Source organism: Herbaspirillum huttiense, from assembly GCF_004367745.1.
GTDB lineage: Bacteria > Pseudomonadota > Gammaproteobacteria > Burkholderiales > Burkholderiaceae_D > Herbaspirillum > Herbaspirillum huttiense.
Genome location: NZ_CP037993.1, coordinates 143,619 through 168,780, shown reverse-complemented (window position 1 = coordinate 168,780; position 25,162 = coordinate 143,619). Strand labels below are relative to the sequence as shown.

Below are 25,162 nucleotides of genomic sequence, written 5' to 3'. Positions count from 1 at the left end.
TTTTTTCAAATAAACGCTCGGCTCGAACCAATTTAGATGCAGGCCTGGAAACACCCGGATAGGGTACGTCCCGGCCCAGTCTTGATTAGAAGCGGAAGTGCGAGAACGCCTTGTTCGCTTCTGCCATACGGTGCACTTCATCACGACGCTTCATGGCGCCACCACGGCCTTCGGCGGCTTCCATCAGTTCACCACCCAGGCGCTGCGGCATCGACTTTTCGCTGCGCTTGTTGGCGGCTTCACGCAGCCAGCGCATCGACAGGGCCATACGGCGCACCGGACGCACTTCAACGGGCACCTGGTAGTTGGCGCCACCGACGCGGCGGGACTTCACTTCCACCATCGGCTTGCAGTTGTTCAGGGCTGCAGAGAACACTTCCAGCGGGTCCTTGCCCGACTTGGTCTGGATGTAGTCGAAGGCACCGTAGATGATGTTTTCAGCGACGGACTTCTTGCCCGACAGCATCAGCACGTTCACAAACTTGGCGACTTCAACGTTGCCGAACTTCGGATCCGGCAGAATTTCCCGCTTGGGGACTTCACGACGACGTGGCATTTCGATTCCTTTCAATCTTCAGTTGAGTGGGCGAACCCTGCTTCAACTTCGCCTGCACTCGCGGAGAGCCATCATGGCTTCCACTTACTCGGCCCAACCTGGACCGACTCTGAGTCTGTTCACACGACGCGCGAAAGCGTCATGATAAACACCAATTATTACTTCTTCGCTGCCTTGGCGCGCTTGGCACCGTACTTCGAGCGAGCTTGCTTACGATCCTTGACGCCCTGGGTATCCAGTGCACCGCGAACCATGTGGTAACGCACACCCGGCAAGTCCTTCACACGGCCGCCGCGGATCAGCACGACGCTGTGTTCTTGCAGGTTGTGGCCTTCACCGCCGATGTACGAAATGACTTCGAAACCGTTGGTCAGACGCACCTTGGCCACCTTACGCAGCGCCGAGTTCGGCTTCTTCGGGGTGGTGGTGTACACGCGGGTGCAGACACCGCGCTTTTGCGGGCTGTTTTCCAGCGCCGGCGACTTGCTCTTCACGATCGCGCGGACACGTGGTTTGCTAATCAGTTGATTGATGGTTGGCATCGTTTTAATCCAACAAAGTACAACATTGAAAACAGGTTCCGGAATCGGTTGCCCGGAACCACACAGGAAACTCTTGTGCGCAAGACAATGCGCAAATCGGATTTAAGACCGGAAGGGAGGGTAGCGTCGCAGAAGCGATGTTTCAGACCAAAGAACGCATAAGCCCGGGAGAGCCTAAATTCGAGAACTCGCGAGTGTACGCCGGAATGTCCAGCGGGTCAACCCGAAGCGGGCTCCGGTGCCGATTTGACGCGGTTTATGGCCATTTCGCCACGGTTTACGGGTGGCGAAATGGCAATGTTTTCCTTGATGCAAGAGTTGCACGCAACGCCTGCATGGCCCTCGTGGCAAGATCAGCCGCGTGGCAGCGCCTCGACCATGTTGCGCCACTGCATCGTCTCGGGCTGGCCGCGGTCGCGGCGGGAGAAGAAGTTGACGATCTGCTTGCCTTGGGCATCATAGAACTCCACCGAGGTGATCATGCCGTGATCGGTCGGACGGCGCACCACCCAGCCGTGATCCACCGCCTTGGCGCGCAGGTGCAGGTTGAAATCCGGATCGAGGACGTTGTACCAGTCCCCTGCCGCGGCAGTCTTGCCGATCAGGCCGCTGTAGATTTGTGTCATGCCGCCATTGCTGACGAACACCATGATGGGCTGCTGGCGTTGCCTGGCGTCTTCCAGCAGCGCCTGGGCCGCCTGCGGCGCGATGCGCCAGGCGGAGTCGGGACCAATGAGCTGCAGTGCCTGTTCGCGGGTCAGCTTGAGCTCGCGCAGCAGGCGCGGGAATTGGTGCACGTCGGTCAACTCATGCCAGGACTGGCGCAGTTCGCGGATCGCCTCGGCACTGGGTGGCGCAGCCGGCTGTGCAGTCGCCGTCACCGGGCCGGGCTCGATGTTCAAGGCGGCCTGTTGATCGGGCAGCCTGAAGTCCGCTACCAGGCGATCGAATTGGGCCACGTGCTGCTCATTTTCCAGATAGACCTTGTGCACGGCATCACCCTGGCGGTCGAAGAACTGCAGGCTGCGGCTGGTCTTGCCATCCCGGCCCGCTTGCACCACCGCAAAGGCGCTGCCCCATTTGGCCGTGGCAAAACGCAGGTCAATGGGGCCGCCCGCGAAGCCGGTCCCGGGGATCACCCTGCCCTGCTCATCCCGCTTGACGGGCGTGACTTCGCCACTGCGCTCCAGCACGGCATCTTCGTTGCGCGTGATGGCCTTGATGCGGCCCAGCTCCGGCAGACGCTCGAACAGGGCCTCGATATCGGCCGGGTCCCCCTTGAGGCGCACAGCATTGCGGCCGACCTGGGTGGCCAGCAAGGCCGATTCTTTGACACCGAGTTCACGTGCAGCATCTCGGGTATGAAGTTTTGGCTGCGAACGCTGCAACTCTGCCCAGCGTTCGGACAAGGATGGCTGAGTCGCGCAGCCGGCAGCGGCCAAGGTCGCGGCCAGCAACACGGCCAGGGAGGTACGGCGCAATGCGGGGCGGGCGATGATGTGCTTGCTCATGGAATTCCTTCAGGATGAATGAGAGATGGATGGGTCCGGCGACTCAGTAGGCGATCTTCAGACTGACGTTGAAGCTGCGCCCCGGCTCGGCATAGGCATCCTTGTTGACCGCGCTGTCGGCCAGCGACAAGCCGCGGATGTCGGTCCAGCTCCAGTACTTGCGGTCGAACAGATTGCGGATGCCGGCGGTGACGGTCATGTTGCGGGTGAGGTGATAGCCACCCGAGAGATCCATCACGAAGAAGGAAGGCGAGACGAAGTTGGTGGCCGTCGGAATGTCTTCCTTCTTCTTGGCCGCGTTGTAGATCAGGTCGCTCTGCACGAACCACTGCTGGGCACGCTCATAGCGCAGGCCCGCCACCACCGACAGCGGGGCCACGGATTCCAGTCCCTGCTCGACGCCATTGGTGGTCGTGGTGCCCTTGGTCCAGGCGAACCCGCCCTTGACCGTGAAACCATTGTCGAGCGCGTAATCGATCCGTCCTTCCAGCCCGTGGATCTCGGCCTTGGCCGCATTGCGGTACTGGAAGATGGTCGGGTTGGCCACCGTCAGGTTGCCGCGCACGGTCACCAGGTCGATGAAGTTGCGGTAATTGCCCTTGTACGCCGCCGCGCTGTAGCGCAGCGCTCCCGGCCCGGCCGCCAGCTTGCCGCGCAGGCCGACTTCGACCGTGTTGCTGGTCTCGGGCTTGAGGTCAGGATTGGAGATCTGGCGATAGACGGTATTGTTGAAGAAGGAATTGATCTCCTGCGGCGAGGGTGAACGGAAGCCGCGCGCATATTGGATGTAGGGGATGAAAGCCGGCGTGACTTCATAGAGGAACGCCAGGCGCGGCGAGAAGGCGCTGTCGCGGCTGCTCACTGCCGGCTGCCCGTTGGCGATGGCCTGGGCGTCGTATTTTGCGCTGGCCTTGGGCTTGAGTTCATAGCTGTCCAGGCGCAGGCCGGCGATGGTGGTCAGCGCGCCGGTGCGCATCTCATCCTGCACATAGGCCCCGAGCTGGGTGCTCTCGGTCTTGGGGAAGTACTGGCAATACTGCGTGCCGGTGCAACTGGTCCAGCCGGTGCCGTCGGCGCTGGTCTGCAAGGTGGACAGGCTCAGGTCCAGCCCATAGACCAGCTTGTGCCGCCAGCTGTCCGAGCCGAAGTTGCTCTCGGCCAGCAGGCTGCCGCTGATCATCTGGTCGCTGTACGAAACGGCACGGAAACGCGGCCGCACGATGCTCGCCGTACTGGTGCCGGCCTCATTGGTGAACTGGTCGGTGTCGGCATTGCGATAAGTGAGGCTGGCCTTGAATTTCTGTATCCACGGCTGATCCGCATCGTTGCGTTCGTAGGCCAGCATGGCGCGCTGTCCGGTGGACTTGCTGCTCGTACTGTAGGCGGTCACGCCGTTGCCAATCGCAGAAAGACTGTCCCCGCTCTCGCGCTCTTCGGTGGCCTGCAGGGTGAGCTTGAAGGTGTCGATGCCATTGGGCTTGAAGACCAGTTTGCCCAGGGCCGAGCGGTTGGTAGTGCTCATCGGGTCGGGCGTGGTGCGGGCGCTGCCGCGCACGTCATTGGTCCCCTTGTTGTCGCTCTCGTTGCCGTGGCGCGCATTGAGGATCAGCATACCCTGCCACTGCTGGCTGCCCCAGGCCGCACTGGCGGTGGCGCCAAAGCTTTTGTCGACCGAGTCGTAGGAGGGCTTGAAGGAGAAATAGCTGGACTTGCCATAGACCTCCAGCAGGTCCGAGGGGTCCTTGGTGATGAAATTGACCGCGCCGGTAAGGCCATCGCTGCCGTAGAGCGAAGACGCCGGGCCGCGCAGCACTTCGATGCGGCGATACAGTTCGGTGTCCGTAGTCGCACCCCGCCCGACGCTGGCCACGCCCTGGCTGAAAGCGCGCGGCATGACGATGCCATCCTCCAGCATCAGCACGCGATTGCCATCGAGGCCACGAATGGTGATGCCCTCATTGCCGCCACGCCCGGTAGTGGCCGTCGCCCCTGTGATGCCGGACATGCGATACACCGAACGCCGCACCTCCACCCCCGGCTCGTAGCGCAAGGCATCCTTGATGTCCTTGGCGTTGTGCTCCTCGATCTCCTCGGAGGTGATGACGGAGACGGTGGCGGCCGCGTGATCAAGGTCGCTGCTGCCGGAACGATTGGCCGTAACCACCACGTCCTGCAGCTTCTTGCCGCTGGCTTGCGCCAATGTGATGGATTCACTCGCCGACGCGCGAGCGGGATTGGCTTGGGTATTGGCATCGGCTGATTGCGCAAAGGCACTCGCACACAGCCACTGCTGCAGCGCCAGGAACACGGCCGCTGCACACTTCGATTTGCTTGGAAACACTGGTAACCACCCCTTGGTCTGGTTCGGTTACTAGCGCTGGCTGGCTACCTCTTGGATAAAAACGGCCTGCGGGCGCAGGTCGTCGTCGATATGAAGATTGATTCCACGCGACGGGAATCAGATGAGAATCATTATTATTTGGAGATGATAAAAGATTCACTCATCCTTGGCAATGCCGCAAGCAGCAAGGCCTACCGCAAGTAGGGATAAATCGGGATATGAAGGCCGTGATGCCCCGGCAAACACCCCCCATGAACGAAAAAACGGCACCGGAATTGCTTCCGGTGCCGTTCTCTCTTGCAGCTTGTTGTCTTGCCGGGGCGGCCGGTCCTGCTGGCCGCCCCGTGATGCCTTGCCAGCGATGCTTACGCTTCGCCTTCGCCGCCACCGATGGATTCGGTCGAGGAGACTTCCTCGTCGGCGAAGTCGGAACGGGAGGCACGTTCGGCTTCGAGCAGTGCTGCGCGCTCTTCGGCTTCCCATGCATCCTTTTCCTTGCGGGCGCGGTGGAAGGCCAGGCCGGTACCGGCCGGGATCAGGCGGCCGACGATGACGTTTTCCTTCAGACCGCGCAGGCCGTCCTTCTTGCCCATGATCGCCGCTTCGGTCAGCACGCGGGTGGTTTCCTGGAACGATGCGGCCGAGATGAAGGAGTCGGTCGACAGCGATGCCTTGGTAATACCCAGCAGCACGTTTTCGTAGGTCGCCGGGATCTTGCCTTCGGCGGTCACGCGGTCGTTCTCGTCCAGCAGTTCGGAGCGCTCGACCTGCTCACCGGTGATGTAGTTGGTGTCGCCCGGCTCCACCACTTGCACGCGGCGCAGCATCTGGCGCACGATCACTTCGATGTGCTTGTCGTTGATCTTCACGCCCTGCAGACGGTACACGTCCTGCACTTCGTCCACGATGTAGCGAGCCAGCGCTTCGATACCCAGCAGACGCAGGATGTCCTGCGGATCGGCCGGACCGTCGACGATCATTTCGCCCTTGTTCACCACCTGGCCGTCGTGCACCAGCACTTGCTTGTCCTTGGTGATCAGGAACTCGTGCTTGGTGCCTTCCATGTCGGTGATTTCCAGACGCTGCTTGCCCTTGGTTTCCTTGCCGAAGGCAACGGTACCAGTGACTTCGGCCAGCATGCCGGCATCCTTCGGCGAACGGGCTTCGAACAGCTCGGCCACGCGCGGCAGACCACCGGTAATGTCACGGGTCTTCTGCGATTCGGTCGGGATACGGGCCAGCACTTCACCCACATGCACTTGCTGGCCGTCCTTGACGGTGATCAGCGCGCCGACCTGGAAGCCGATGGTCACCGAGTGTTCGGTGCCGGCGATCTTCACTTCTTCGCCTTGTTCGTTCAGCAGTTTCACCTGCGGACGCATGACCTTCGAGGAAGGACCACGGCGCTTCGCATCGATGACCACCAGGGTCGACAGACCGGTGACTTCGTCGATCTGCTTGGCCACGGTGGAGCCCTCTTCCACGTTTTCGAACTTCACGGTACCGGAGTACTCGGTGATGATCGGACGGGTCAGCGGATCCCAGGTTGCCAGGGCGGTACCGGCCTTGATGGTCAGGCCATCCTTGACGATCAGGGTGGCGCCGTACGGCACTTTGTGACGCTCGCGCTCACGGCCCAGGTCGTCGGTGATCAGCACTTCGCCGGAACGGGAAATGACGATCTGTTCGCCCTTGCCATTGGTCACGTAACGCATCGTGGCGGTGAAGCGCACGGTGCCGTTGGACTTGGCTTCCACCGAGGAGGCCACCGCTGCACGCGATGCCGCACCACCGATGTGGAAGGTACGCATGGTCAGCTGGGTACCCGGCTCACCGATGGACTGCGCAGCCACCACACCGACGGCTTCGCCGGAGTTCACCAGCAGGCCACGGCCCAGGTCGCGGCCATAGCACTTGGCGCACAGGCCATAGCGGGTGTCGCAGGTCAGCGGAGTACGAACCTTCACTTCGTCGATACCCATGCGTTCGATCTCTTCGACCTTGTCTTCGTCCAGCAGGGTGCCGGCTTCGAACAGGGTGGATTGATCTTCCGGGTTGACGATGTCGGTCGCAGCCACACGGCCGAGGATACGGTCGCGCAGGGCTTCGATGACTTCACCGCCTTCGACCAGCGCCTTCATGGCCGAACCGTTGGAAGTGCCGCAATCGTCTTCGATCACGACCAGATCCTGGGTCACGTCCACCAGACGACGGGTCAGGTAACCGGAGTTTGCGGTCTTCAGCGCGGTGTCGGCCAGACCCTTACGGGCGCCGTGCGTCGAGATGAAGTACTGCAACACGTTCAGGCCTTCGCGGAAGTTCGCGGTAATCGGCGTTTCGATGATGGAGCCGTCAGGCTTGGCCATCAGGCCGCGCATACCGGCCAGCTGGCGAATCTGGGCCGCCGAACCACGGGCGCCGGAGTCGGCCATCATGTAAATCGCGTTGAACGATTCCTGAGTGGTCTTCTTGCCTTCGCGGGTGATGACGTCTTCCACCTTCAGCTGGTCCATCATGGCCTTGCCGACTTCGTCACCGGCCTTGCCCCAGATGTCCACGACCTTGTTGTAGCGCTCGCCTGCGGTCACCAGACCGGAGGAGTACTGCTGTTCGATCTGCTTGACTTCCGATTCGGCAGCCGCGATCAGGGTGGCCTTTTGCGGCGGCACCAGCATGTCGTCCACGCAGATGGAGATACCGGCGCGAGTCGCCAGGCGGAAGCCCGACTGCATCAGCTGGTCGGCAAACACGACCGTGGCACGCAGACCGCACTTGCGGAAGGACGTGTTGATCAGCTTGGAGATTTCCTTCTTCTTCAGCGCGCGGTTCAGCACCGAGAACGGCAGGCCCTTGGGCAGGATCTCGGAGAGGATGGCGCGGCCGATGGTGGTCTCGTAGCGCTTGACGGTACGCACGAATTCGCCGGTGACCGGATCCTTCGGGTGTTCCACGATACGCACAGTGATACGGGTGGCCAGCTCGACTTCCTTGTTGTCGTAAGCGCGGATGACTTCCGACACGTCCTGGAACATCATGCCTTCGTTCTTGCCGTTGATGGCTTCACGGGTGGCATAGTACAGACCCAGCACGATATCCTGGGACGGCACGATCGACGGTTCGCCGTTGGACGGGAACAGGATGTTGTTGGAGGCCAGCATCAGGGTGCGGGCTTCCATCTGCGCTTCGATCGACAGCGGCACGTGGACAGCCATCTGGTCGCCGTCGAAGTCGGCGTTGAACGCCGCGCAAACCAGCGGGTGCAGCTGGATCGCCTTGCCTTCGATCAGGACCGGCTCGAACGCCTGGATGCCCAGACGGTGCAGGGTCGGCGCGCGGTTCAGCATGACCGGGTGTTCGCGGATGACTTCTTCCAGGATGTCCCAGACCACCGGCTCTTGCGCTTCCACCAGCTTCTTGGCGGCCTTGATGGTGGTCGACAGACCCATCAGTTCCAGCTTGTTGAAGATGAAGGGCTTGAACAGTTCCAGGGCCATCAGCTTGGGCAGGCCGCACTGGTGCAGCTTCAGCTGCGGGCCCACCACGATGACCGAACGGCCGGAGTAGTCCACGCGCTTGCCCAGCAAGTTCTGACGGAAACGGCCGCCCTTGCCCTTGATCATTTCGGCCAGCGACTTCAGCGGGCGCTTGTTGGCGCCGGTCATGGCCTTGCCGCGACGGCCGTTGTCCAGCAGCGAGTCCACCGCTTCCTGCAGCATGCGCTTTTCGTTGCGCGTGATGATTTCTGGAGCACGCAGCTCCATCAGGCGCTTCAGACGGTTGTTGCGGTTGATGACGCGGCGGTACAGGTCGTTCAGGTCGGAGGTCGCGAAGCGGCCGCCATCCAGCGGCACCAGCGGACGCAGTTCCGGCGGCAGCACGGGCAGCACTTCCATGATCATCCAGTCGGGCTTGATGCCCGAGCGCTGGAACGCCTCCAGCACCTTCAGGCGCTTGGCGTACTTCTTGATCTTGGCTTCGGACTTGGAGTCCTTCAGTTCCTGGCGCAGGGTTTCCGCTTCGCGGTCGATGTCGATCGAGCGCAGCAGTTCGCGGATACCTTCGGCGCCCATGAAGGCGATGAAGTCGTCGCCGTACTCTTCGTACTTGGCGGCGTAGTCGTCTTCGGACATGATCTGGCACTTCTTCAGCGGGGTCATGCCAGGATCGGTCACGACGTAGGCTTCGAAGTACAGCACGCGCTCGATGTCGCGCAGGGTCATGTCCAGCACCATGCCCAGACGGGACGGCAGCGACTTCAGGAACCAGATGTGGGCAGTCGGGGAAGCCAGCTCGATGTGGCCCATGCGCTCACGGCGCACCTTGGCCAGGGTCACTTCCACGCCGCACTTCTCGCAGATCACGCCACGGTGCTTCAGGCGCTTGTACTTGCCGCACAGGCACTCGTAGTCCTTGATGGGGCCGAAGATCTTGGCGCAGAACAGGCCGTCGCGCTCAGGCTTGAAGGTACGGTAGTTGATGGTTTCCGGCTTCTTGACTTCGCCGAAGGACCACGAGCGGATCTTGTCAGGCGAAGCCAGACCGATCTTGATCGCGTCGAATTGTTCGTTTTGCTGGACTTGCTTGAATAGATCGAGCAGTGCTTTCATGTATCACTCCAGGTTGGCGTGAGAAACTAAATTTACGTGTGGCCGGTTCACCCTGCTTAACCCTGTTCGCATCGGCGGGAGAGCCAGCGAAGCCTCTGCTTCGTGGTGCCGCTCGATACCGGGACAGACCTCCCCAGCTTACTGCCGTACTTCGCTTGAATCTCTTGATTCTCTTGATTCGTTCACATCGCCCGTGGAGCGATGCGTCACTACTGAATTCTTGAATTCTTGTTTTGCCGGAAAAACCGGCGGGGTGCGCAGCCTGCGCCGCGCACCCCTTTACATCATTCGCGTTCCAGGTCGATGTCGATACCCAAGGAGCGGATTTCCTTGACCAGCACGTTGAAGGATTCCGGCATGCCGGCATCGATCACGTGATCGCCCTTGACCAGGTTCTCGTACACCTTGGTACGGCCGTTCACGTCGTCGGACTTCACCGTCAGCATTTCCTGCAGGACGTAGGAGGCACCGTAAGCTTCCAGTGCCCACACTTCCATTTCGCCGAAACGCTGGCCGCCGAACTGCGCCTTGCCGCCCAGCGGCTGCTGGGTCACCAGCGAGTACGGGCCGGTGGAACGAGCGTGCATCTTGTCGTCGACCAGGTGGTGCAGCTTCAGGTAGTGCATGTAGCCAACGGTCACGGTGCGCTCGAAAGCTTCGCCGGTACGGCCGTCATACATGGTGACCTGGTTCTTGGACGGGGTCATGCCCAGCTGCTTGGCGATCGGGTCCGGATAGGCCAGATCGAGCATGCGGCGGGTTTCTTCCTCATGCGCACCGTCGAACACCGGGGTCGCGAAGGGCACGCCCTTCTTCAGGTTGGTCACCAGCTCGATGATTTCCTCATCGCTGAAGGTATCCAGTTCTTCCTTCTTGCCCGATTCGTTGTAGATGGTGGTCAGGAACTTGCGCAGTTCCGCGACCTTGGCTTGCGCCTGCACCATCTCGCCCAGACGCAGGCCCAGACCCTTGGCCGCCCAGCCCAGGTGAACTTCCAGCACCTGGCCGACGTTCATACGGGACGGAACACCCAGCGGGTTCAGCACGATGTCGGCGGGGGTACCGTCGGCCATGTGCGGCATGTCTTCGATCGGCAGGATACGCGAGACCACACCCTTGTTGCCGTGACGGCCGGCCATCTTGTCGCCAGGCTGCAGGCGACGCTTCACGGCCAGGTAGACCTTGACCATCTTCTGCACGCCAGGAGGCAGTTCGTCGCCCTGGGTCAGCTTCTTGCGCTTCTCTTCGAAGGCCAGGTCGAACTGGTGACGCTTCTCGGCGATGGATTCCTTGATGGCTTCCAGCGCGTTGGCGATGTCGTCATCGGCCGGGCGGATGTCGAACCAGTGGAACTTGTCCAGGTCGTCCAGGTAAGCCTTGTCCAGCTTGGTGCCCTTGACCAGCTTCTTCGGACCGCCGTTGGCGACCTTGCCGATCAGCAGACGCTCCAGACGCTGGAAGGCATCGCCTTCCACGATACGCAGCTGGTCGTTCAGGTCCAGGCGGTAGCGCTTGAGTTCATCATCGATGATCTGCTGGGCGCGCTTGTCACGCTGGATGCCTTCGCGGGTGAACACTTGCACGTCGATGACGGTGCCGACCATGCCCGAGGGCACGCGCAGCGAGGTGTCCTTCACGTCGGAAGCCTTCTCGCCGAAGATCGCGCGCAGCAGCTTCTCTTCCGGGGTCAGCTGGGTCTCGCCCTTCGGGGTGACCTTGCCGACCAGGGTGTCGCCAGCTTCGACTTCGGCGCCGATGTAGACGATACCCGACTCATCCAGACGGGCCAGTTGGTTCTCGGCCAGGTTGGAGATGTCGCGGGTGATTTCTTCTGCACCCAGCTTGGTGTCACGTGCGACCACCGACAGTTCCTCGATGTGGATCGATGTGTAGCGGTCATCGGCCACGACCTTTTCGGAGATCAGGATCGAGTCTTCGAAGTTGTAGCCGTTCCAGGGCATGAACGCCACCAGCATGTTCTGGCCCAGGGCCAGCTCGCCCATGTCGGTGGAGGCACCGTCGGCGATCACGTCATGCTTGGCCACGCGGTCACCGATCTTGACGATCGGGCGCTGGTTGATGTTGGTGTTCTGGTTGGAACGGGTGTACTTGATCAGGTTGTAGATGTCCACACCGACTTCGCCAGCTTGCGCTTCTTCGTCGTTGACGCGGATCACCACACGGCCTGCATCGACGTAGTCCACCACGCCGCCACGCAGGGCTTGCACGGTAGTACCCGAGTCGACTGCCACGGTACGCTCGATGCCGGTGCCGACCAGCGGCTTTTCCGGACGCAGGCAAGGCACGGCCTGGCGCTGCATGTTGGCGCCCATCAGTGCACGGTTCGCGTCATCGTGTTCCAGGAACGGAATCAGCGAAGCTGCCACCGACACCACCTGGCCCGGGGCCACGTCCATGTACTGCACGCGTTCCGGCGAGACCAGGATGGTTTCGCCAGCTTCACGGGCCGACACCAGTTCGTCGGACAGCTTGCCTTCGCCGTCGATGGTCGCGTTCGCTTGGGCGATCACGTAACGACCTTCTTCGATGGCCGACAGGTAGTCGATCTGGTTGGTGACCTTGCTGCCCTCGACCTTGCGGTACGGGGTTTCCAGGAAACCGTATTCGTTCAGGCGGGCATACAGCGCCAGCGAGTTGATCAGGCCGATGTTCGGGCCTTCAGGCGTTTCGATCGGGCAGACGCGGCCGTAGTGGGTCGGGTGCACGTCGCGCACTTCGAAGCCGGCACGTTCGCGGGTCAGACCGCCAGGGCCCAGGGCGGAAACGCGGCGCTTGTGCGTGATTTCCGACAGCGGGTTGGTCTGGTCCATGAACTGCGACAGCTGGGACGAACCGAAGAACTCACGGATGGCAGCCGAGATCGGCTTGGAGTTGATCAGGTCGTGCGGCATCAGGTTGTCCGCCTCGGCTTGGCCCAGGCGCTCCTTGACGGCGCGCTCCACGCGCACCAGGCCGGCGCGGAACTGGTTTTCGGCCAATTCACCCACGCAACGCACACGGCGGTTGCCCAGGTGGTCGATGTCATCGACTTCGCCACGGCCGTTACGCAGTTCGACCAGGATCTTGATGACGGCCAGGATGTCGTCATTGGACAGGGTCATCGGACCGGTCAGCTCGTCGCGGCTGACGCGACGGTTGAACTTCATGCGGCCCACGGCCGACAGGTCGTAACGGTCTTCGCTGTAGAACAGGCCGTTGAACAGGGCTTCCACGGACTCTTCGGTCGGCGGTTCGCCAGGACGCATCATGCGGTAGATCGCCACGCGTGCAGCGGTCTGGTCAGCGGTGTCGTCGGTGCGCAGGGTCTGCGAGATGTAGCCGCCCTGGTCCAGGTCGTTGGTGTACAGGGTCTGGATGGCCGAGATGTTGGCTTCGCGCAGCTTGGCCAGCAGTTCTTCGGTCAGCTCGTCGTTGGCGCTGGCCACGACTTCACCGGTCTCCGGATCGACGATGTTCTTGGCCAGCACGCGGCCCAGCAGGTAGTCCTCAGGCACGGAGATGTGCTTGATGCCGGCGGCTTCGATGTCACGCACGTGCTTGGCGTTGATGCGCTTGTCCTTGGCGACCATCACCTTGCCCGACTTGTCGGTGATGTCGAAACGTGCGACTTCACCGCGCAGGCGCTCGGAGACGAACTCCATGTCCGCGCCTTCGGCGTGCAGGTTGAAGTTGTCGAAGACGAAGAAGTTCGCGAGGATCTGCTCGGAGGTCATCCCGATGGCCTTGAGCAGGATCGTCACCGGCATCTTGCGGCGGCGGTCGACGCGGAAGAACAGGATGTCCTTCGGGTCGAATTCGAAGTCCAGCCAGGAGCCACGGTAAGGAATGATGCGGGCCGAGAACAGCAGCTTGCCCGACGAGTGCGTCTTGCCGCGGTCGTGTTCGAAGAACACGCCCGGGGAGCGGTGCAGCTGGGACACGATCACGCGCTCGGTGCCGTTGATGACGAAGGAACCGGTGGTGGTCATCAGGGGCAGTTCGCCCATGTAGACTTCCTGTTCCTTCATTTCCTTGACGACCGGCTTGGTGGGCGATTCCTTGTCCAGAATCACCAGACGCACCTTGGCACGCAGCGGGGACGCGAAGGTCAGGCCACGTTGTTGGCACTCTTTGACGTCAAACGGCGGAGCGCCCAGCACATACGACAGGAATTCGAGGCGCGCAAAGCCATTGTGCGACACGATGGGGAAAATCGAGGTGAAAGCCGATTGCAGGCCTTCATTCTTGCGTTCCGATGCGGCACGTTCGGGTTGCAGGAAATTCTGATACGACTCGATCTGAGTCGCGAGCAGGAACGGAACGTTGTGGACGTTTGCGCGTTTCGCGAAGGATTTGCGAATGCGCTTCTTCTCAGTAAATGAGTAGTGCATGGACACTCCGTGAGTGACAGGAAGGATAGAGAATTCAAGATTCGATCAGACCGCGCGACTTGCCGGCAAAGCAGTCCGGGCCATCGGCACTCAAATCTTCAAATGTCTACCCTAGTTTTTTGCTGAGATCGCGCTTAATATTCCCGACAACGAATACTGCGGCGCATCAACATCACCAGCAAAAATAAGAAACGACAAAGGAGCCAAAGCCGAATCCCTTTTTCAAGGGATTCTGCACTTTGACTCCGGAGTAATGACTCGCCTTGGTAGGCAAGAGAATTACTTCAGTTCGGCCTTGGCGCCAGCTTCTTCCAGCTTCTTCTTGGCAGCTTCAGCGTCAGCCTTGGCGATGCCTTCCTTGACCGGCTTCGGTGCACCGTCAACCAGATCCTTGGCTTCCTTCAGGCCCAGACCGGTGATTTCACGCACGGCCTTGATGACGCCGACCTTGTTGGCGCCGACTTCAGCCAGCACAACGGTGAACTCGGTCTGCTCTTCAGCAGCAGCAGCGGCACCAGCGCCACCGCCAGCAGCGGGAGCGGCCATTGCGGCAGCGGAAACACCAAACTTCTCTTCGAATGCCTTGACCAGGTCATTCAGTTCCATCACGGACAGCGCGCCAACGGCTTCCAGGATGTCTTCTTTGCTAATTGCCATTTGAAACTCCTAAATTTATTTCGGTAATAACATCAGATTGGTAGTGACGCGAAAGCGTCGAAACTGCAGAGCGGGGCCGCCTCAGGCGGCCGTGCCTCATGCGGCTTCGGCTTCCTTCTTGGCTGCCAGGGCAGCCAGAGCGCGCGCAAAGCCCGACACCGGAGCCTGCATCATGCCCAGGACCTGGGCCAGCAGAACTTCGCGAGACGGGATGTTTGCCAGCGAAGCCACAGCAGCCTTGTCCAGCTGCTTGCCTTCGTAGTTACCTGCCTTCACAACCAGCTTGTCGTTGGTCTTGGCAAAGTCCGACAGGACTTTGGCAGCGGCCACGGCATCTTCCGAGATCGAGTAGATCAGCGGACCGGTCAGTTGCGGGGCGAGGTCGGCAAACTTCGTGCCTTCAACAGCGCGACGAGCCAGCGTGTTTTTCAACACGCGCAGGTACACGCCTTGGGCACGCGCTTGTGCGCGCAGTTGCGTCAAGGAACCAACCTGGATGCCACGGTATTCGGCCACGACGATCGTTTGCGCAGTTGCTACTTTTGCGGAAACTTCGGCGACGACGGCCTTCTTGTCATTCAGATTGAGACTCAAGATCAACCTCCAAAAATAGTACTCGGCCACTACACAGGCCACTGCCTGCTTGCCTTGCACCGGTTCGAACACGGCGTCCGACGTTTAGGAGTTCACTGCAGCATAGGGCAAAACTGAATATGCTGCCTGAGACTACGAAACTTGCTCGGGTTCACCATCTGCGTTGGGTTCACTGGACTTGCGGCCAGCGTTTTTAACTTCATCCGGCTTGTTGCTGCCGGCTTCCGCCCAACGGTCTTTGAAGGCCTGCCGCAATCGATTGCTGATTGCGCTCAACTGCGACAGCCCAAAGAGATGCCCCGCCTCCTCTCGGAAACGGGGACTGTATTGCTTGCTTAGGCAGCCAGGGAAGCCTGGTCCACGCGGACGCCAGCGCCCATGGTGGACGACAGAGCGATCTTGCGCAGGTACACACCCTTGCTGCTGGCCGGCTTGGCCTTGTTCAGGGCATCGATCAGGGCCAGCAGGTTGGCCTTCAGATCGGCGTCGGAGAACGACTTGCGGCCGATGGTGGCGTGGATGATACCGGACTTGTCGGTACGGTATTGCACTTGACCAGCCTTGGCGTTCTTGACGGCAGTTGCCACGTCCGGGGTCACGGTGCCAACCTTCGGGTTCGGCATCAGGCCGCGGGGACCCAGGATCTGACCCAGGGTACCGACGATACGCATGGTGTCGGGCGAAGCGATGACGATGTCGAACGGCATGTCGCCGGCCTTCACGCGCTCTGCCAGGTCTTCCATGCCGACCACGTCAGCGCCGGCTGCCTTGGCAGCTTCAGCCTTGTCGCCGGAGGCGAACACGGCCACGCGAACGGTCTTGCCGGTACCGGCAGGCAGCACCACCGAACCACGGACCACTTGGTCCGACTTCTTCGCGTCCACGCCCAGCTGGACGGACACGTCGATCGATTCGTTGAACTTGGCGGTTGCAAATTCCTTGATCAGGGAAACGGCGTTGTCGAACGGATAGGCCTTGGTACGATCGACCTTTTCCTTCATTGCCTTGACGCGCTTGGATACCTTAGCCATTACAGACCCTCCACCGTGATGCCCATCGAACGTGCGGAACCAGCGATGGTACGCACGGCAGCTTCCAGATCAGCAGCGGTCAGGTCCGGCTTCTTCTGGGTTGCGATCTCTTCCGCTTGCTTGCGGGTGATCTTGCCGACCTTGTCGGTATGCGGCTTGGCGGAACCCTTCTGGATACCAGCAGCCTTCTTGATCAGGATGGTCGCCGGCGGAGTCTTCATCACGAAGGTGAAGGACTTGTCCGCGAAGGCGGTGATCACGACCGGAATCGGCAGACCGGGTTCGACACCTTGAGTCTGGGCGTTGAAGGCCTTGCAGAACTCCATGATGTTCAGACCGCGCTGACCCAGGGCCGGGCCGATCGGGGGGGACGGGTTTGCTTTACCAGCTGGCACTTGCAGCTTGATAAAACCAATAATCTTCTTTGCCATGACGGCTCCTTATTGATTGAGTTGTAGCGCCGTGTCATTCGCCTTGCGGCTCCTTACTGCGGCTCCTCGGATGACTGGATGATCGGACGATGACTTGTCCGGTACGCTCCAGCGGGCGTTGAAAACTTGACAGGGAAAGGCGGGATTCCGGAGGGCGGGATCAGACTTTTTCCAGTTGGCCGAATTCGAGTTCGACCGGGGTGGCGCGACCGAAGATGGTGACCGAGACGCGCACGCGCGATTTCTCGTAGTTCACTTCCTCGACGTTGCCGTTGAAGTCGGTGAACGGGCCTTCCTTGATGCGGACCATTTCGCCAACTTCGTAGAGCACCTTCGGACGGGGCTTCTCGACGCCTTCTTGCATCTGGCGGAGCAGCGAGTCCACTTCGCGCTGCGGCAGCGGAGTCGGACGATTCGACTTGCCACCGATGAAACCGGTCACTTTGGCGGTGTTCTTCACCAGGTGCCAGGTCTCGTCCGTCATTTCCATCTCGACCAGGACGTAGCCCGGGAAGAAACGACGCTCGGTCACGGACTTGTGACCATTCTTCATATCAACGACTTCTTCAGTCGGCACCAGGATCTGGCCGAACTGTTCTTGCATGCCGGCGCGGTTGATGCGCTCGGTCAGCGCGCGCTGCACGCTCTTTTCCATGCCGGAATATGCATGCACCACGTACCAGCGCTTGTTTCCGGCGCTTGAAACGCTTTGCGCACCAATCGGTGCGCTGTCTTGCGTGCTATCGCTCATGTTATTTCCAGCCCAAAATTACGTCGTACAACAGGAACTCGAGCAACTTGTCCGTACCCCAGAGGAAGATGGCCATGATCAGCACGAAGGCGAAGACCACCGCCGTGATCTGCATGGCTTCCTTGCGGGTGGGCCAGACGACTTTCTTGGTTTCGCGCACGGATTCCTTGGCGAAACCGACGAAGCCGCGGCCTTGTGCAGACGTCCAGGCAAACGCCACAGCCACCAGCAGACCGGCGACCAGGGCGACAGCGCGCACCGGAGTCGACTGATCAGACAACACAAAAAAACCGACCACGCCTGCAACCACAGCCACGATCGCCAATGCGATCTTGATCTTGTCGTTGGAGGTGTTGACGGTTTGAACTGGCTGGCTAGACATATTTACTTTCAGTACCCTGCACCAGATTCGGTGGCAGGGGCGGAGGGCATCGAACCCCCAACCTTCGGTTTTGGAGACCGACGCTCTGCCAATTGAGCTACGCCCCTACAAAAACTCGCGATTGAGACACGAATGCCGCGATACGTTACGCACCGCGGCAAAGTGTTTTACAGCTTGATCTTAGTCGAAGATCTTGGCAACCACGCCGGCGCCGACGGTACGACCGCCTTCACGGATAGCGAAGCGCAGACCTTCTTCCATGGCGATCGGGTTGATCAGTTGCACGGTGATCGACACGTTGTCGCCCGGCATGACCATTTCCTTGTCCTTCGGCAGTTCGATCGCACCGGTCACGTCGGTGGTACGGAAGTAGAACTGCGGACGGTAGTTGTTGAAGAACGGGGTGTGACGGCCGCCTTCATCCTTCGACAGAACATAGATCTCGCCGGTGAAGTGCTTGTGCGGCTTGATCGAACCCGGCTTGGCCAGAACCTGGCCACGCTGCACGTCTTCACGCTTGGTGCCGCGCAGCAGCACGCCGACGTTGTCGCCAGCTTGACCTTGGTCCAGCAGCTTGCGGAACATTTCCACGCCGGTGCAGGTGGTCTTCTGGGTGTCAGCGATACCGACGATTTCGATTTCTTCGCCGACCTTGATGATGCCGCGCTCAACGCGACCGGTCACCACGGTGCCACGGCCGGAGATCGAGAACACGTCTTCCACCGGCATCAGGAAGGTACCGTCAACAGCACGTTCCGGGGTCGGGATGTAGGTGTCCAGGGCTTCAGCCAGGGCCATGATCGCTTGTTCGCCCAGGGGACCAGTGTCGCCTTCCAGCGCCAGCTTGGCCGAACCCTTCACGATGGGCAGGTCGTCGCCAGGGAACTCGTACTTCGACAGCAGTTCGCGGACTTCCATCTCCACCAGTTCCAGCAGTTCAGCGTCGTCCACCATGTCAGCCTTGTTCAGGAAGACGATGATGTAAGGAACGCCAACCTGACGCGACAGCAGGATGTGTTCGCGGGTCTGGGGCATCGGGCCGTCAGCGGCCGAGCACACCAGGATCGCGCCGTCCATCTGGGCTGCGCCGGTGATCATGTTCTTCACATAGTCGGCGTGGCCTGGGCAGTCAACGTGTGCGTAGTGACGGTTTGCGGTTTCGTATTCGACGTGTGCGGTGTTGATGGTGATGCCGCGTGCCTTTTCTTCAGGCGCTGCGTCGATCTGGTCGTAGGCCTTCGCTTCGCCGCCGAACTTCTTCGACAGAACGGTTGCGATTGCAGCGGTCAGGGTGGTCTTGCCGTGGTCAACGTGACCGATGGTGCCGACGTTCACGTGCGGCTTGGTCCGTTCAAACTTGCCTTTTGCCATCTTAGACTCCTAAATTTGATGAGAATGTCCAGGCAACACGCCCGACTGATTACTGACTTGTCAGCGATACGACGAGAAACTGGTGCCCTTGACGTGGATTGAACACGTGGCCTCTCCCTTACCAAGGGAGTGCTCTACCACTGAGCTACAAGGGCATTTTTCCGACTGCACAACAACCAAACATGCAACCGGACCAAAACTTGGAGCGGGTGAAGGGAATCGAACCCTCGTCTTAAGCTTGGAAGGCTTCAGCTCTACCATTGAGCTACACCCGCGAGGAAACAACGTTCACTTCACAACCGCCGCGTCTTTCGATCGCGTATGTACTGCAGACTGCTTTGACTCCCGGCCTATTGGTGGAGAGGGCTGGATTCGAACCAGCGTACTCGTAAGAGGGCAGATTTACAGTCTGCTGCCATTAACCACTCGGCCACCTCTCCGTGCAGGGAACTCAAAACTATAGAGGAACATCTCTGGACTGTCAACTAAATTTTCGCTTCGAGGCAAAATATTTTATCAACTGCCGGATATTGCTCAGAGGAACGACCCGCGACGTTTTTTCGAATCTTCAGGCTTTTTGTGTCTGCGACTCAACCGGCTTTTCATTCCAGGGCGCAATTCTAGGCAACATCAGCATTCCAGGCAAGGCCAGAACGAAACAAATTAGAAAAAAATTTAACCAGCCGGTGTCGGCGACGATGTAACCCACCGAAGAATTCACAAAAGTTCGAGGCACGGCCATCAAACTGGTGAACAACGCAAACTGCGTGGCGGTGTAGCGTGGATCGGTCTCGCGCATGATGTAGGCTACGAAGGCCGTGGTCCCCAGGCCCACACCAAAGGCTTCCAGCCCGATCACCACCGCCAGCACCGGCAGGCTGGCACCGACGTGGGCCAGCCAGGCAAAACCGAGGATGGGTACCGCCTGCAGTACCCCGAACACCCACAGCCCGCGATTGATGCCCAGCCGTACCATCCAGATGCCGCCGATGATGCCGCCGGCCACGCTGGCCCACAGGCTGGTGGTCTTGGAGACCACACCGATCTCCGTCATCGAGAAGCCGAGGTCGATGTAGAACTTGGTGGCCAGCGCAGTGGCCATGCTGTCGCCCAGCTTGTAGAGGAAGATGAAGCCCAGCACCCACAGCGCATTGCCCCAGCCGCCCCGCGCGATGAATTCGCGGAAAGGCAGCACCACGGCTTCGGTCAGGCTCTTGGGCGGCGTCCCGTAGACCTTCGGTTCCTTCACCACCAGCGAGCACAGCAGTCCCGGCAGCATGAAGGCTGCGGTGATCCAGAACACGGTCGGCCATGGCATCTGGTCGGCCAGCACCAGCGACAGCGCGCCCGGCACCATGCCGGAGAGCTTGTAGGCATTGACGTGGATGGCGCTGCCCAGGCCCAGTTCGGCTTCGGGCAGGATCTCGCGCCGGTAGGCGTCGATGGCGATGTCCTGGCTGGCCGAGAGGAAGGCGACCACTGAGGCCATGAAGGCAATCGTGCTCACGTCAGTGAGCGGATCGAGCATGCCCATGCCGCCGATAGCCAGGAACAGCAGCAGCTGGGTAAACACCATCCAGCCGCGCCGGCGACCGATGCGGCCGAAGTGGAAGCGGTCCATGAGCGGCGACCAGACGAACTTCCAGGTGTAGGGGAACATCACCAGCGCAAACAGCCCGAGTGTCTTGACGTTCAAGCCGGACTTGGCCAGCCAGGCCTGCAACAGGCTCAGCAGGATGAACAGCGGAAGGCCGGAAGTGAATCCGAGGAAGACGCAGATCAGCATGCGCCGGTTCAGGTATTGCTGCCAGGAAGCGGCGGGTACGGTCATGGGCGGATCAGCTCGAAAAACGCGAAACATGAAACAAAAAACGCCGGTCGCCAGCGATAGGCACTGCCGGACCGGCGTCTGCGGGGCATGGTGAAGCTCTTTGCAAAAACTTGGCGATGCGATTTCAGCTTATTTCTTGCGCAGCCGGAAGACCGCCAGGCTGCCGCGCCAGTTCGGGAAGTAGCGCACGGGCTTGCCATCCTTGAGGGCCACGCATTCCAGCACTTCCAGGCCCAGCTCGTTGGCCAGCGCCTCAAAGTCCCTGATCGTGGCGCAGCGCAGGTTCGGCGTATCGTACCACTGGTAAGGCAGGCTTCTGGACACCGGCATGCGTCCGCGCAGCAGCGCCACGCGGTGCGGCCAGTAGGCGAAGTTGGGGAAGGACACCGTCACCTCGCGCCCGACCCGGGCGATCTCGCGCAAGGTCCCTTCCACATCCTTGACCATCTGCAGCGCCGACAGGCACAGCACGGTATCGAAGGCATTGTCCTCGAACATGGCCAGGCCACCGTTCAGGTCCTGCTGAATCACCGAGACATTGCGCGCCACGCACTTGGGGATCTGCTCATCGTCGATCTCCACGCCATAACCCGAGCAGCCCTTGTCGGATTGCAGATAGTCCAGCATCACGCCATCGCCGCAGCCCAGATCCAGCACCTGCGACTTCTCGCGCACCCAGTGGGCGATGAAGGCCAGATCGGGGCGCAGCGCGCTCAATTGTTCGAAAGTCATGCGCGGCCCTCCTGCTGCAGTTCAGTCCAGATGCTTCCGTAGTACTCGCGCACCACCTTCATGTAGCGCGCATCGTCCAGCAGGAAAGCGTCATGCCCGTGCGGGGCGTCGATTTCGGCATAGCTCACGCGGCGCTTGTTGGCCACCAGCGCCTGCACCATCTCGCGGCTGCGTTCGGGCGAGAAGCGCCAGTCGGTCGTGAAGGACACCAGCAGGAACTTGGCCTTCGTGCGGGCGAAAGCGCGCGCCAGGTCGCCACCGAATTCGCGCGCCGGATCGAAGTAGTCCAGTGCCTTGGTGATGAGCAGATAGGTGTTGGCGTCGAAGTAGGTCGAGAACTTGTCGCCCTGGTAGCGCAGGTAGGATTCGATCTCGAAATCCACACCATAACCGAACTGGTACTCGCCCGAGCGCAGGTCACGGCCGAATTTCTCGGCCATGTCGTCGTCCGACAGGTAGGTGATGTGGCCCACCATGCGTGCCACCCGCAGGCCATTTTTGGGCACCACGCCGTGCGCATAGAAATCGCCACCGTGGTACTGGGGATCGGTCAGGATGGCCTGGCGCGCGACGTCGTTGAAGGCGATGTTCTGCGCCGACAGCTTGGGCGTGGAGGCGATCACCAGACAGTGGCGCAGGCGGTCCGGATACATCATGCTCCAGGCCAGCGCCTGCATGCCGCCCAGCGAGCCGCCCATGACGGCGGCAAAGCAGTCGATGCCGAGCCGGTCGGCCAGGCGCGCCTGGGCGTTGACCCAGTCTTCCACCGTCACCACCGGGAAGTCTGCACCATAGGGCTGGCCGGTAGCCGGGTTCGGATGCATCGGCCCGGTCGAGCCAAAACAGGAACCCAGGTTGTTCACGCCAATGACGAAGAAGCGGTCCGTGTCCAGCGACTTGCCGGGACCGACCATGTTGTCCCACCAGCCCACGTTGTCCGGGGCGTCGGCGTAGACGCCAGCCACGTGATGTGAAGCATTGAGCGCATGGCAGACCAGCACGGCATTGGATTTGTCGGCATTCAAGGTGCCGTAGGTTTCATAGGTCAGCGAGTAGTCCGCCAGCGCGGCACCGCTTTGCAGCGGCAGCGGCTCGGCGAAATGCATGACCTGGGGCGATACGATTCCGATCGACATGATTGTTCTGCGTAAGTGACTCGGCGCCAGCCGGCTCCGGGGAGCGGCATTGGCGGTCGCTTCGCCGGGCGGCGTGGCCAGTCTCGTGCGCGGGCAACAAAAAAGCCCGGAAGCAGTGCTTGCGGGCTCACTCATCGATGGGGCGGGGCAGTCTTGGGAGGAACAGCTGATCCAAGCTCGCTTTAGCCGCATTTAGATGGGATCAGGATCCCGGCGCCCGCAAGCTGAAGTTGGTCAAACCGTTCAAATCGGCGCAGTGGCGTAAGAATACCCAAGTCGGGCAGGCCCGTCAAACGGCCCTGCCCGGCTCCCTTGCGGCTAGCGGCGGCGCGCCGCCACCTTGACTTCAGCCACAGCCGGCTCGGCGTGCAAGGCTTGCAACTGCGCCATGGCCGCACTGATGGCAGCGGGCTCGGTGGCACGCAGGACCTTCTTGACCTGCGGCTCCAGCAGGCGCAGGTCGCTGTTGAGGATCTCGTTCTTCACCGACAAAATCTGCGAGGGATGCATGGAGAACTCCAGCAGCCCCATGCCCAGCAACAGGCGCGTCCATTTCAGGTCACCGGCCATTTCGCCGCACACCGACACCGGAATGCCCGCCTTGCGGCCTTGTGAAATCACGGTCGAGAGCAGGAACAGCACCGCCGGATGCAGCGGATCGTAGAGATGCGCCACCTCATGGTCCACGCGGTCAATGGCCAGGGTGTACTGGATCAGGTCGTTGGTGCCGATGGAGAGGAAGTCCAGCCGCTTGATGAACAAGGGCAGCGCCAGAGCGGCCGCCGGGATCTCGATCATGGCACCGACCGGAATGTCTTCGTCGAACTTCTGCTTGCGGTCGCGCAGCTGCTGCTTGGCCTGTTCGATCATGGACAGGGTCTGGTCGATCTCGAAAGCATGCGCCATCATCGGCACCAGCAGCTTGATGGGACCATAGGCCGAAGCGCGCAGGATGGCCCGCAGCTGCGTCAGGAACATCTGCGGCTCGGACAGGCAGTAGCGGATCGCACGCAAGCCCAAGGCCGGGTTCAGGGCGGTTTCTTCATCCTCGTCCAGCGGCTTGTCGGCACCCACATCCAGGGTACGGATGGTGACCACCCTGCCCTTCATGGCAATGACCGCCTGCTTGTAGGATTCGAACTGCTCATCCTCGCTGGGGAATTTCTCCAGATGCCCGGCCCGTCCCATGAACAGGAATTCCGAACGGAACAGCCCGATACCCATCGCGCCCGCCTCGAAGGCGTTGGCGGCATCGTTGGGCAGCTCGATGTTGGCCAGGAGCGTGATCGGCTCGCCATCCTGGGTGATGGCCGGGGTTTTCTTGAGACGTGAAAGTTTCTTCCGCTCGCGCAGCAGGCGTTCCTGCCGTGCGCGGTACTGTGCCAGTACCAGCGGGGAAGGATCGACGATGACCACACCGGCGTCGCCATCGATGATGAGCACATCATCGTGCTTCACCAGCACCGACGCATTGTGCATGCCGACGGCCGCCGGAATGGCCAGGCTGCGCGCCACGATGGCGGTGTGCGAGTTGGGACCGCCCAGGTCGGTGACGAAGCCGGCAAAGGCGCTCTCGCGGAACTGCAGCATGTCGGCCGGCGAGATGTCGTGGGCCACCACGATGATGTTGGCGGCGGCCTCGCCGGTGGGCGGCAGGTGGGTGGCGCTACCGGTCAGGATCTTGAGGATGCGCTCGCCGACCTGCTGGATGTCGGCCTTGCGCTCGCGCAGGTAAGGGTCTTCGATCTCGTCGAACTGGGCCGACAATTCCTCGATCTGGGTCACCAGCGCCCATTCGGCGTTGTAGTAACGGTGCCGGATGATGTCCTGCGGCACTTCGGCCAGCATCGGGTCCGACAAGATCAGCGAATGCACATCAATGAACGCGCCCAGCTCGGGCGGCGCATCCTTGGGCAATTCGGAGCGGATGATATGAAGTTCCTGGTGCACCGCCTTGACCGCGCTGCGCAAGCGGTCGATCTCGGCCTCGACCTGGTCGGGCGCGATCAGGTAGTGTTTGACGTCCAGTGCGGCCGGCGCCATCAAGTGCGCGCGTCCGATGGCGATGCCTTGCGACACCGCGATTCCATGTAAGCTGAATGAAGCCATCGCGTATCTCCTGCCTGTTTTCTTATAGTCCGCCGTGTTGCCTGCGCGCGGTAGCTGAAGCAAGTTACCGAACAATGTACGGTTTGGCAATCAGGACCAGGCGCGACACACTGAAGACAGATAGACAGGCAGCGTATATGAACATTATTTCAGCCCGCACAGGAAATGCGCGGGCCTTGACATATCGCA

General features: G+C 60.9%; 17 protein-coding genes and 4 tRNA genes. All 21 read right to left on the bottom strand.

From position 1 onward, the window contains the following. Window positions 1-85: 85 nt before the first annotated feature. Window positions 86-556, bottom strand: coding sequence for a 30S ribosomal protein S7 (gene rpsG, locus E2K99_RS00760; RefSeq protein ID WP_006465489.1), 471 nt, complete (start codon window positions 554-556; stop codon window positions 86-88). A 158-nt stretch (window positions 557-714) separates the two neighbouring features. Further along, the gene (gene rpsL / locus E2K99_RS00755; RefSeq protein ID WP_006465490.1) at window positions 715-1,098 is read right to left on the bottom strand and encodes a 30S ribosomal protein S12; all 384 of its coding nucleotides are present in this window, start codon (window positions 1,096-1,098) and stop codon (window positions 715-717) included. A 353-nt stretch (window positions 1,099-1,451) separates the two neighbouring features. Beyond that, window positions 1,452-2,609: a hemin-degrading factor gene (locus E2K99_RS00750; protein WP_134221048.1), complete on the bottom strand. Its 1,158-nt coding sequence runs from the start codon at window positions 2,607-2,609 to the stop codon at window positions 1,452-1,454. A 43-nt stretch (window positions 2,610-2,652) separates the two neighbouring features. Then, window positions 2,653-4,917 (bottom strand): TonB-dependent hemoglobin/transferrin/lactoferrin family receptor, encoded by a 2,265-nt coding sequence (locus E2K99_RS00745; protein WP_134221047.1) that lies wholly within the window; start codon window positions 4,915-4,917, stop codon window positions 2,653-2,655. A gap of 398 nt (window positions 4,918-5,315) precedes the next feature. Continuing rightward, on the bottom strand, window positions 5,316-9,557 hold the full coding sequence (rpoC, locus tag E2K99_RS00740) for a DNA-directed RNA polymerase subunit beta' (protein ID WP_121037792.1): 4,242 nt from the start codon (window positions 9,555-9,557) through the stop codon (window positions 5,316-5,318). Between the two features lie 284 nt (window positions 9,558-9,841). After that, window positions 9,842-13,948, bottom strand: coding sequence for a DNA-directed RNA polymerase subunit beta (gene rpoB, locus E2K99_RS00735; RefSeq protein ID WP_034333534.1), 4,107 nt, complete (start codon window positions 13,946-13,948; stop codon window positions 9,842-9,844). Window positions 13,949-14,227: 279 nt separating this feature from the next. Further along, on the bottom strand, window positions 14,228-14,605 hold the full coding sequence (gene rplL, locus E2K99_RS00730; protein ID WP_034333536.1) for a 50S ribosomal protein L7/L12: 378 nt from the start codon (window positions 14,603-14,605) through the stop codon (window positions 14,228-14,230). Between the two features lie 96 nt (window positions 14,606-14,701). After that, the gene (gene rplJ, locus E2K99_RS00725) at window positions 14,702-15,199 is read right to left on the bottom strand and encodes a 50S ribosomal protein L10 (RefSeq protein ID WP_006465496.1); all 498 of its coding nucleotides are present in this window, start codon (window positions 15,197-15,199) and stop codon (window positions 14,702-14,704) included. 335 nt (window positions 15,200-15,534) lie between these two features. Beyond that, window positions 15,535-16,230: a 50S ribosomal protein L1 gene (gene rplA / locus E2K99_RS00720; RefSeq protein ID WP_006465497.1), complete on the bottom strand. Its 696-nt coding sequence runs from the start codon at window positions 16,228-16,230 to the stop codon at window positions 15,535-15,537. Beyond that, a complete protein-coding gene (gene rplK, locus E2K99_RS00715) occupies window positions 16,230-16,661 on the bottom strand; it encodes a 50S ribosomal protein L11 (protein WP_007875265.1) in 432 nt (143 codons plus the stop codon). The genes rplA and rplK overlap by 1 nt, the downstream gene beginning before the upstream one ends. Window positions 16,662-16,821: 160 nt before the next feature. Continuing rightward, window positions 16,822-17,412: a transcription termination/antitermination protein NusG gene (gene nusG, locus E2K99_RS00710; protein WP_034333546.1), complete on the bottom strand. Its 591-nt coding sequence runs from the start codon at window positions 17,410-17,412 to the stop codon at window positions 16,822-16,824. 1 nt (window position 17,413) lies between these two features. Further along, window positions 17,414-17,794: a preprotein translocase subunit SecE gene (secE, locus tag E2K99_RS00705; RefSeq protein WP_013232176.1), complete on the bottom strand. Its 381-nt coding sequence runs from the start codon at window positions 17,792-17,794 to the stop codon at window positions 17,414-17,416. Window positions 17,795-17,825: 31 nt separating this feature from the next. Next, a tRNA-Trp gene (locus E2K99_RS00700) sits at window positions 17,826-17,901 on the bottom strand. 73 nt (window positions 17,902-17,974) lie between these two features. Then, entirely contained in the window at window positions 17,975-19,165 is a 1,191-nt protein-coding gene (tuf, locus tag E2K99_RS00695; RefSeq protein ID WP_008334097.1) for an elongation factor Tu, read from the bottom strand. A gap of 80 nt (window positions 19,166-19,245) precedes the next feature. Next, window positions 19,246-19,320 (bottom strand) — tRNA-Thr (locus E2K99_RS00690). A 46-nt stretch (window positions 19,321-19,366) separates the two neighbouring features. Beyond that, window positions 19,367-19,440 (bottom strand) — tRNA-Gly (locus E2K99_RS00685). Window positions 19,441-19,519: 79 nt separating this feature from the next. Further along, window positions 19,520-19,605: transfer RNA gene (locus tag E2K99_RS00680), tRNA-Tyr, on the bottom strand. A gap of 128 nt (window positions 19,606-19,733) precedes the next feature. Then, window positions 19,734-20,996, bottom strand: a complete 1,263-nt coding sequence (locus E2K99_RS00675; protein ID WP_134221046.1) for an AmpG family muropeptide MFS transporter — start codon at window positions 20,994-20,996, stop codon at window positions 19,734-19,736. A gap of 129 nt (window positions 20,997-21,125) precedes the next feature. Next, window positions 21,126-21,728 carry a methionine biosynthesis protein MetW gene (metW, locus tag E2K99_RS00670; RefSeq protein WP_034337480.1) on the bottom strand — a complete coding sequence of 201 codons (603 nt, stop codon included), beginning with the start codon at window positions 21,726-21,728 and terminating at the stop codon, window positions 21,126-21,128. Continuing rightward, window positions 21,725-22,864, bottom strand: coding sequence for a homoserine O-succinyltransferase MetX (metX, locus tag E2K99_RS00665; protein ID WP_034337477.1), 1,140 nt, complete (start codon window positions 22,862-22,864; stop codon window positions 21,725-21,727). Before metX ends, metW begins: the two co-directional genes overlap by 4 nt. Before the next feature lie 318 nt (window positions 22,865-23,182). Next, window positions 23,183-24,973, bottom strand: coding sequence for a phosphoenolpyruvate--protein phosphotransferase (gene ptsP / locus E2K99_RS00660; protein ID WP_134221045.1), 1,791 nt, complete (start codon window positions 24,971-24,973; stop codon window positions 23,183-23,185). Window positions 24,974-25,162 lie beyond the last annotated feature (189 nt).

Excerpts from the sequence above, each read along its gene's own strand:
- rpsG (WP_006465489.1), bottom strand. The coding sequence starts at position 556 with ATGCCACGTCGTCGTGAAGTCCCCAAGCGGGAAATTCTGCCGGATCCG.
- rpsL (WP_006465490.1), bottom strand. The coding sequence starts at position 1,098 with ATGCCAACCATCAATCAACTGATTAGCAAACCACGTGTCCGCGCGATC.
- E2K99_RS00750 (WP_134221048.1), bottom strand. The coding sequence starts at position 2,609 with ATGAGCAAGCACATCATCGCCCGCCCCGCATTGCGCCGTACCTCCCTG.
- rpoC (WP_121037792.1), bottom strand. The coding sequence starts at position 9,557 with ATGAAAGCACTGCTCGATCTATTCAAGCAAGTCCAGCAAAACGAACAA.
- rpoB (WP_034333534.1), bottom strand. The coding sequence starts at position 13,948 with ATGCACTACTCATTTACTGAGAAGAAGCGCATTCGCAAATCCTTCGCG.
- rplL (WP_034333536.1), bottom strand. The coding sequence starts at position 14,605 with ATGGCAATTAGCAAAGAAGACATCCTGGAAGCCGTTGGCGCGCTGTCC.
- rplA (WP_006465497.1), bottom strand. The coding sequence starts at position 16,230 with ATGGCTAAGGTATCCAAGCGCGTCAAGGCAATGAAGGAAAAGGTCGAT.
- rplK (WP_007875265.1), bottom strand. The coding sequence starts at position 16,661 with ATGGCAAAGAAGATTATTGGTTTTATCAAGCTGCAAGTGCCAGCTGGT.
- nusG (WP_034333546.1), bottom strand. The coding sequence starts at position 17,412 with ATGAGCGATAGCACGCAAGACAGCGCACCGATTGGTGCGCAAAGCGTT.
- secE (WP_013232176.1), bottom strand. The coding sequence starts at position 17,794 with ATGTCTAGCCAGCCAGTTCAAACCGTCAACACCTCCAACGACAAGATC.
- tuf (WP_008334097.1), bottom strand. The coding sequence starts at position 19,165 with ATGGCAAAAGGCAAGTTTGAACGGACCAAGCCGCACGTGAACGTCGGC.
- E2K99_RS00675 (WP_134221046.1), bottom strand. The coding sequence starts at position 20,996 with ATGACCGTACCCGCCGCTTCCTGGCAGCAATACCTGAACCGGCGCATG.
- metW (WP_034337480.1), bottom strand. The coding sequence starts at position 21,728 with ATGACTTTCGAACAATTGAGCGCGCTGCGCCCCGATCTGGCCTTCATC.
- metX (WP_034337477.1), bottom strand. The coding sequence starts at position 22,864 with ATGTCGATCGGAATCGTATCGCCCCAGGTCATGCATTTCGCCGAGCCG.
- ptsP (WP_134221045.1), bottom strand. The coding sequence starts at position 24,973 with ATGGCTTCATTCAGCTTACATGGAATCGCGGTGTCGCAAGGCATCGCC.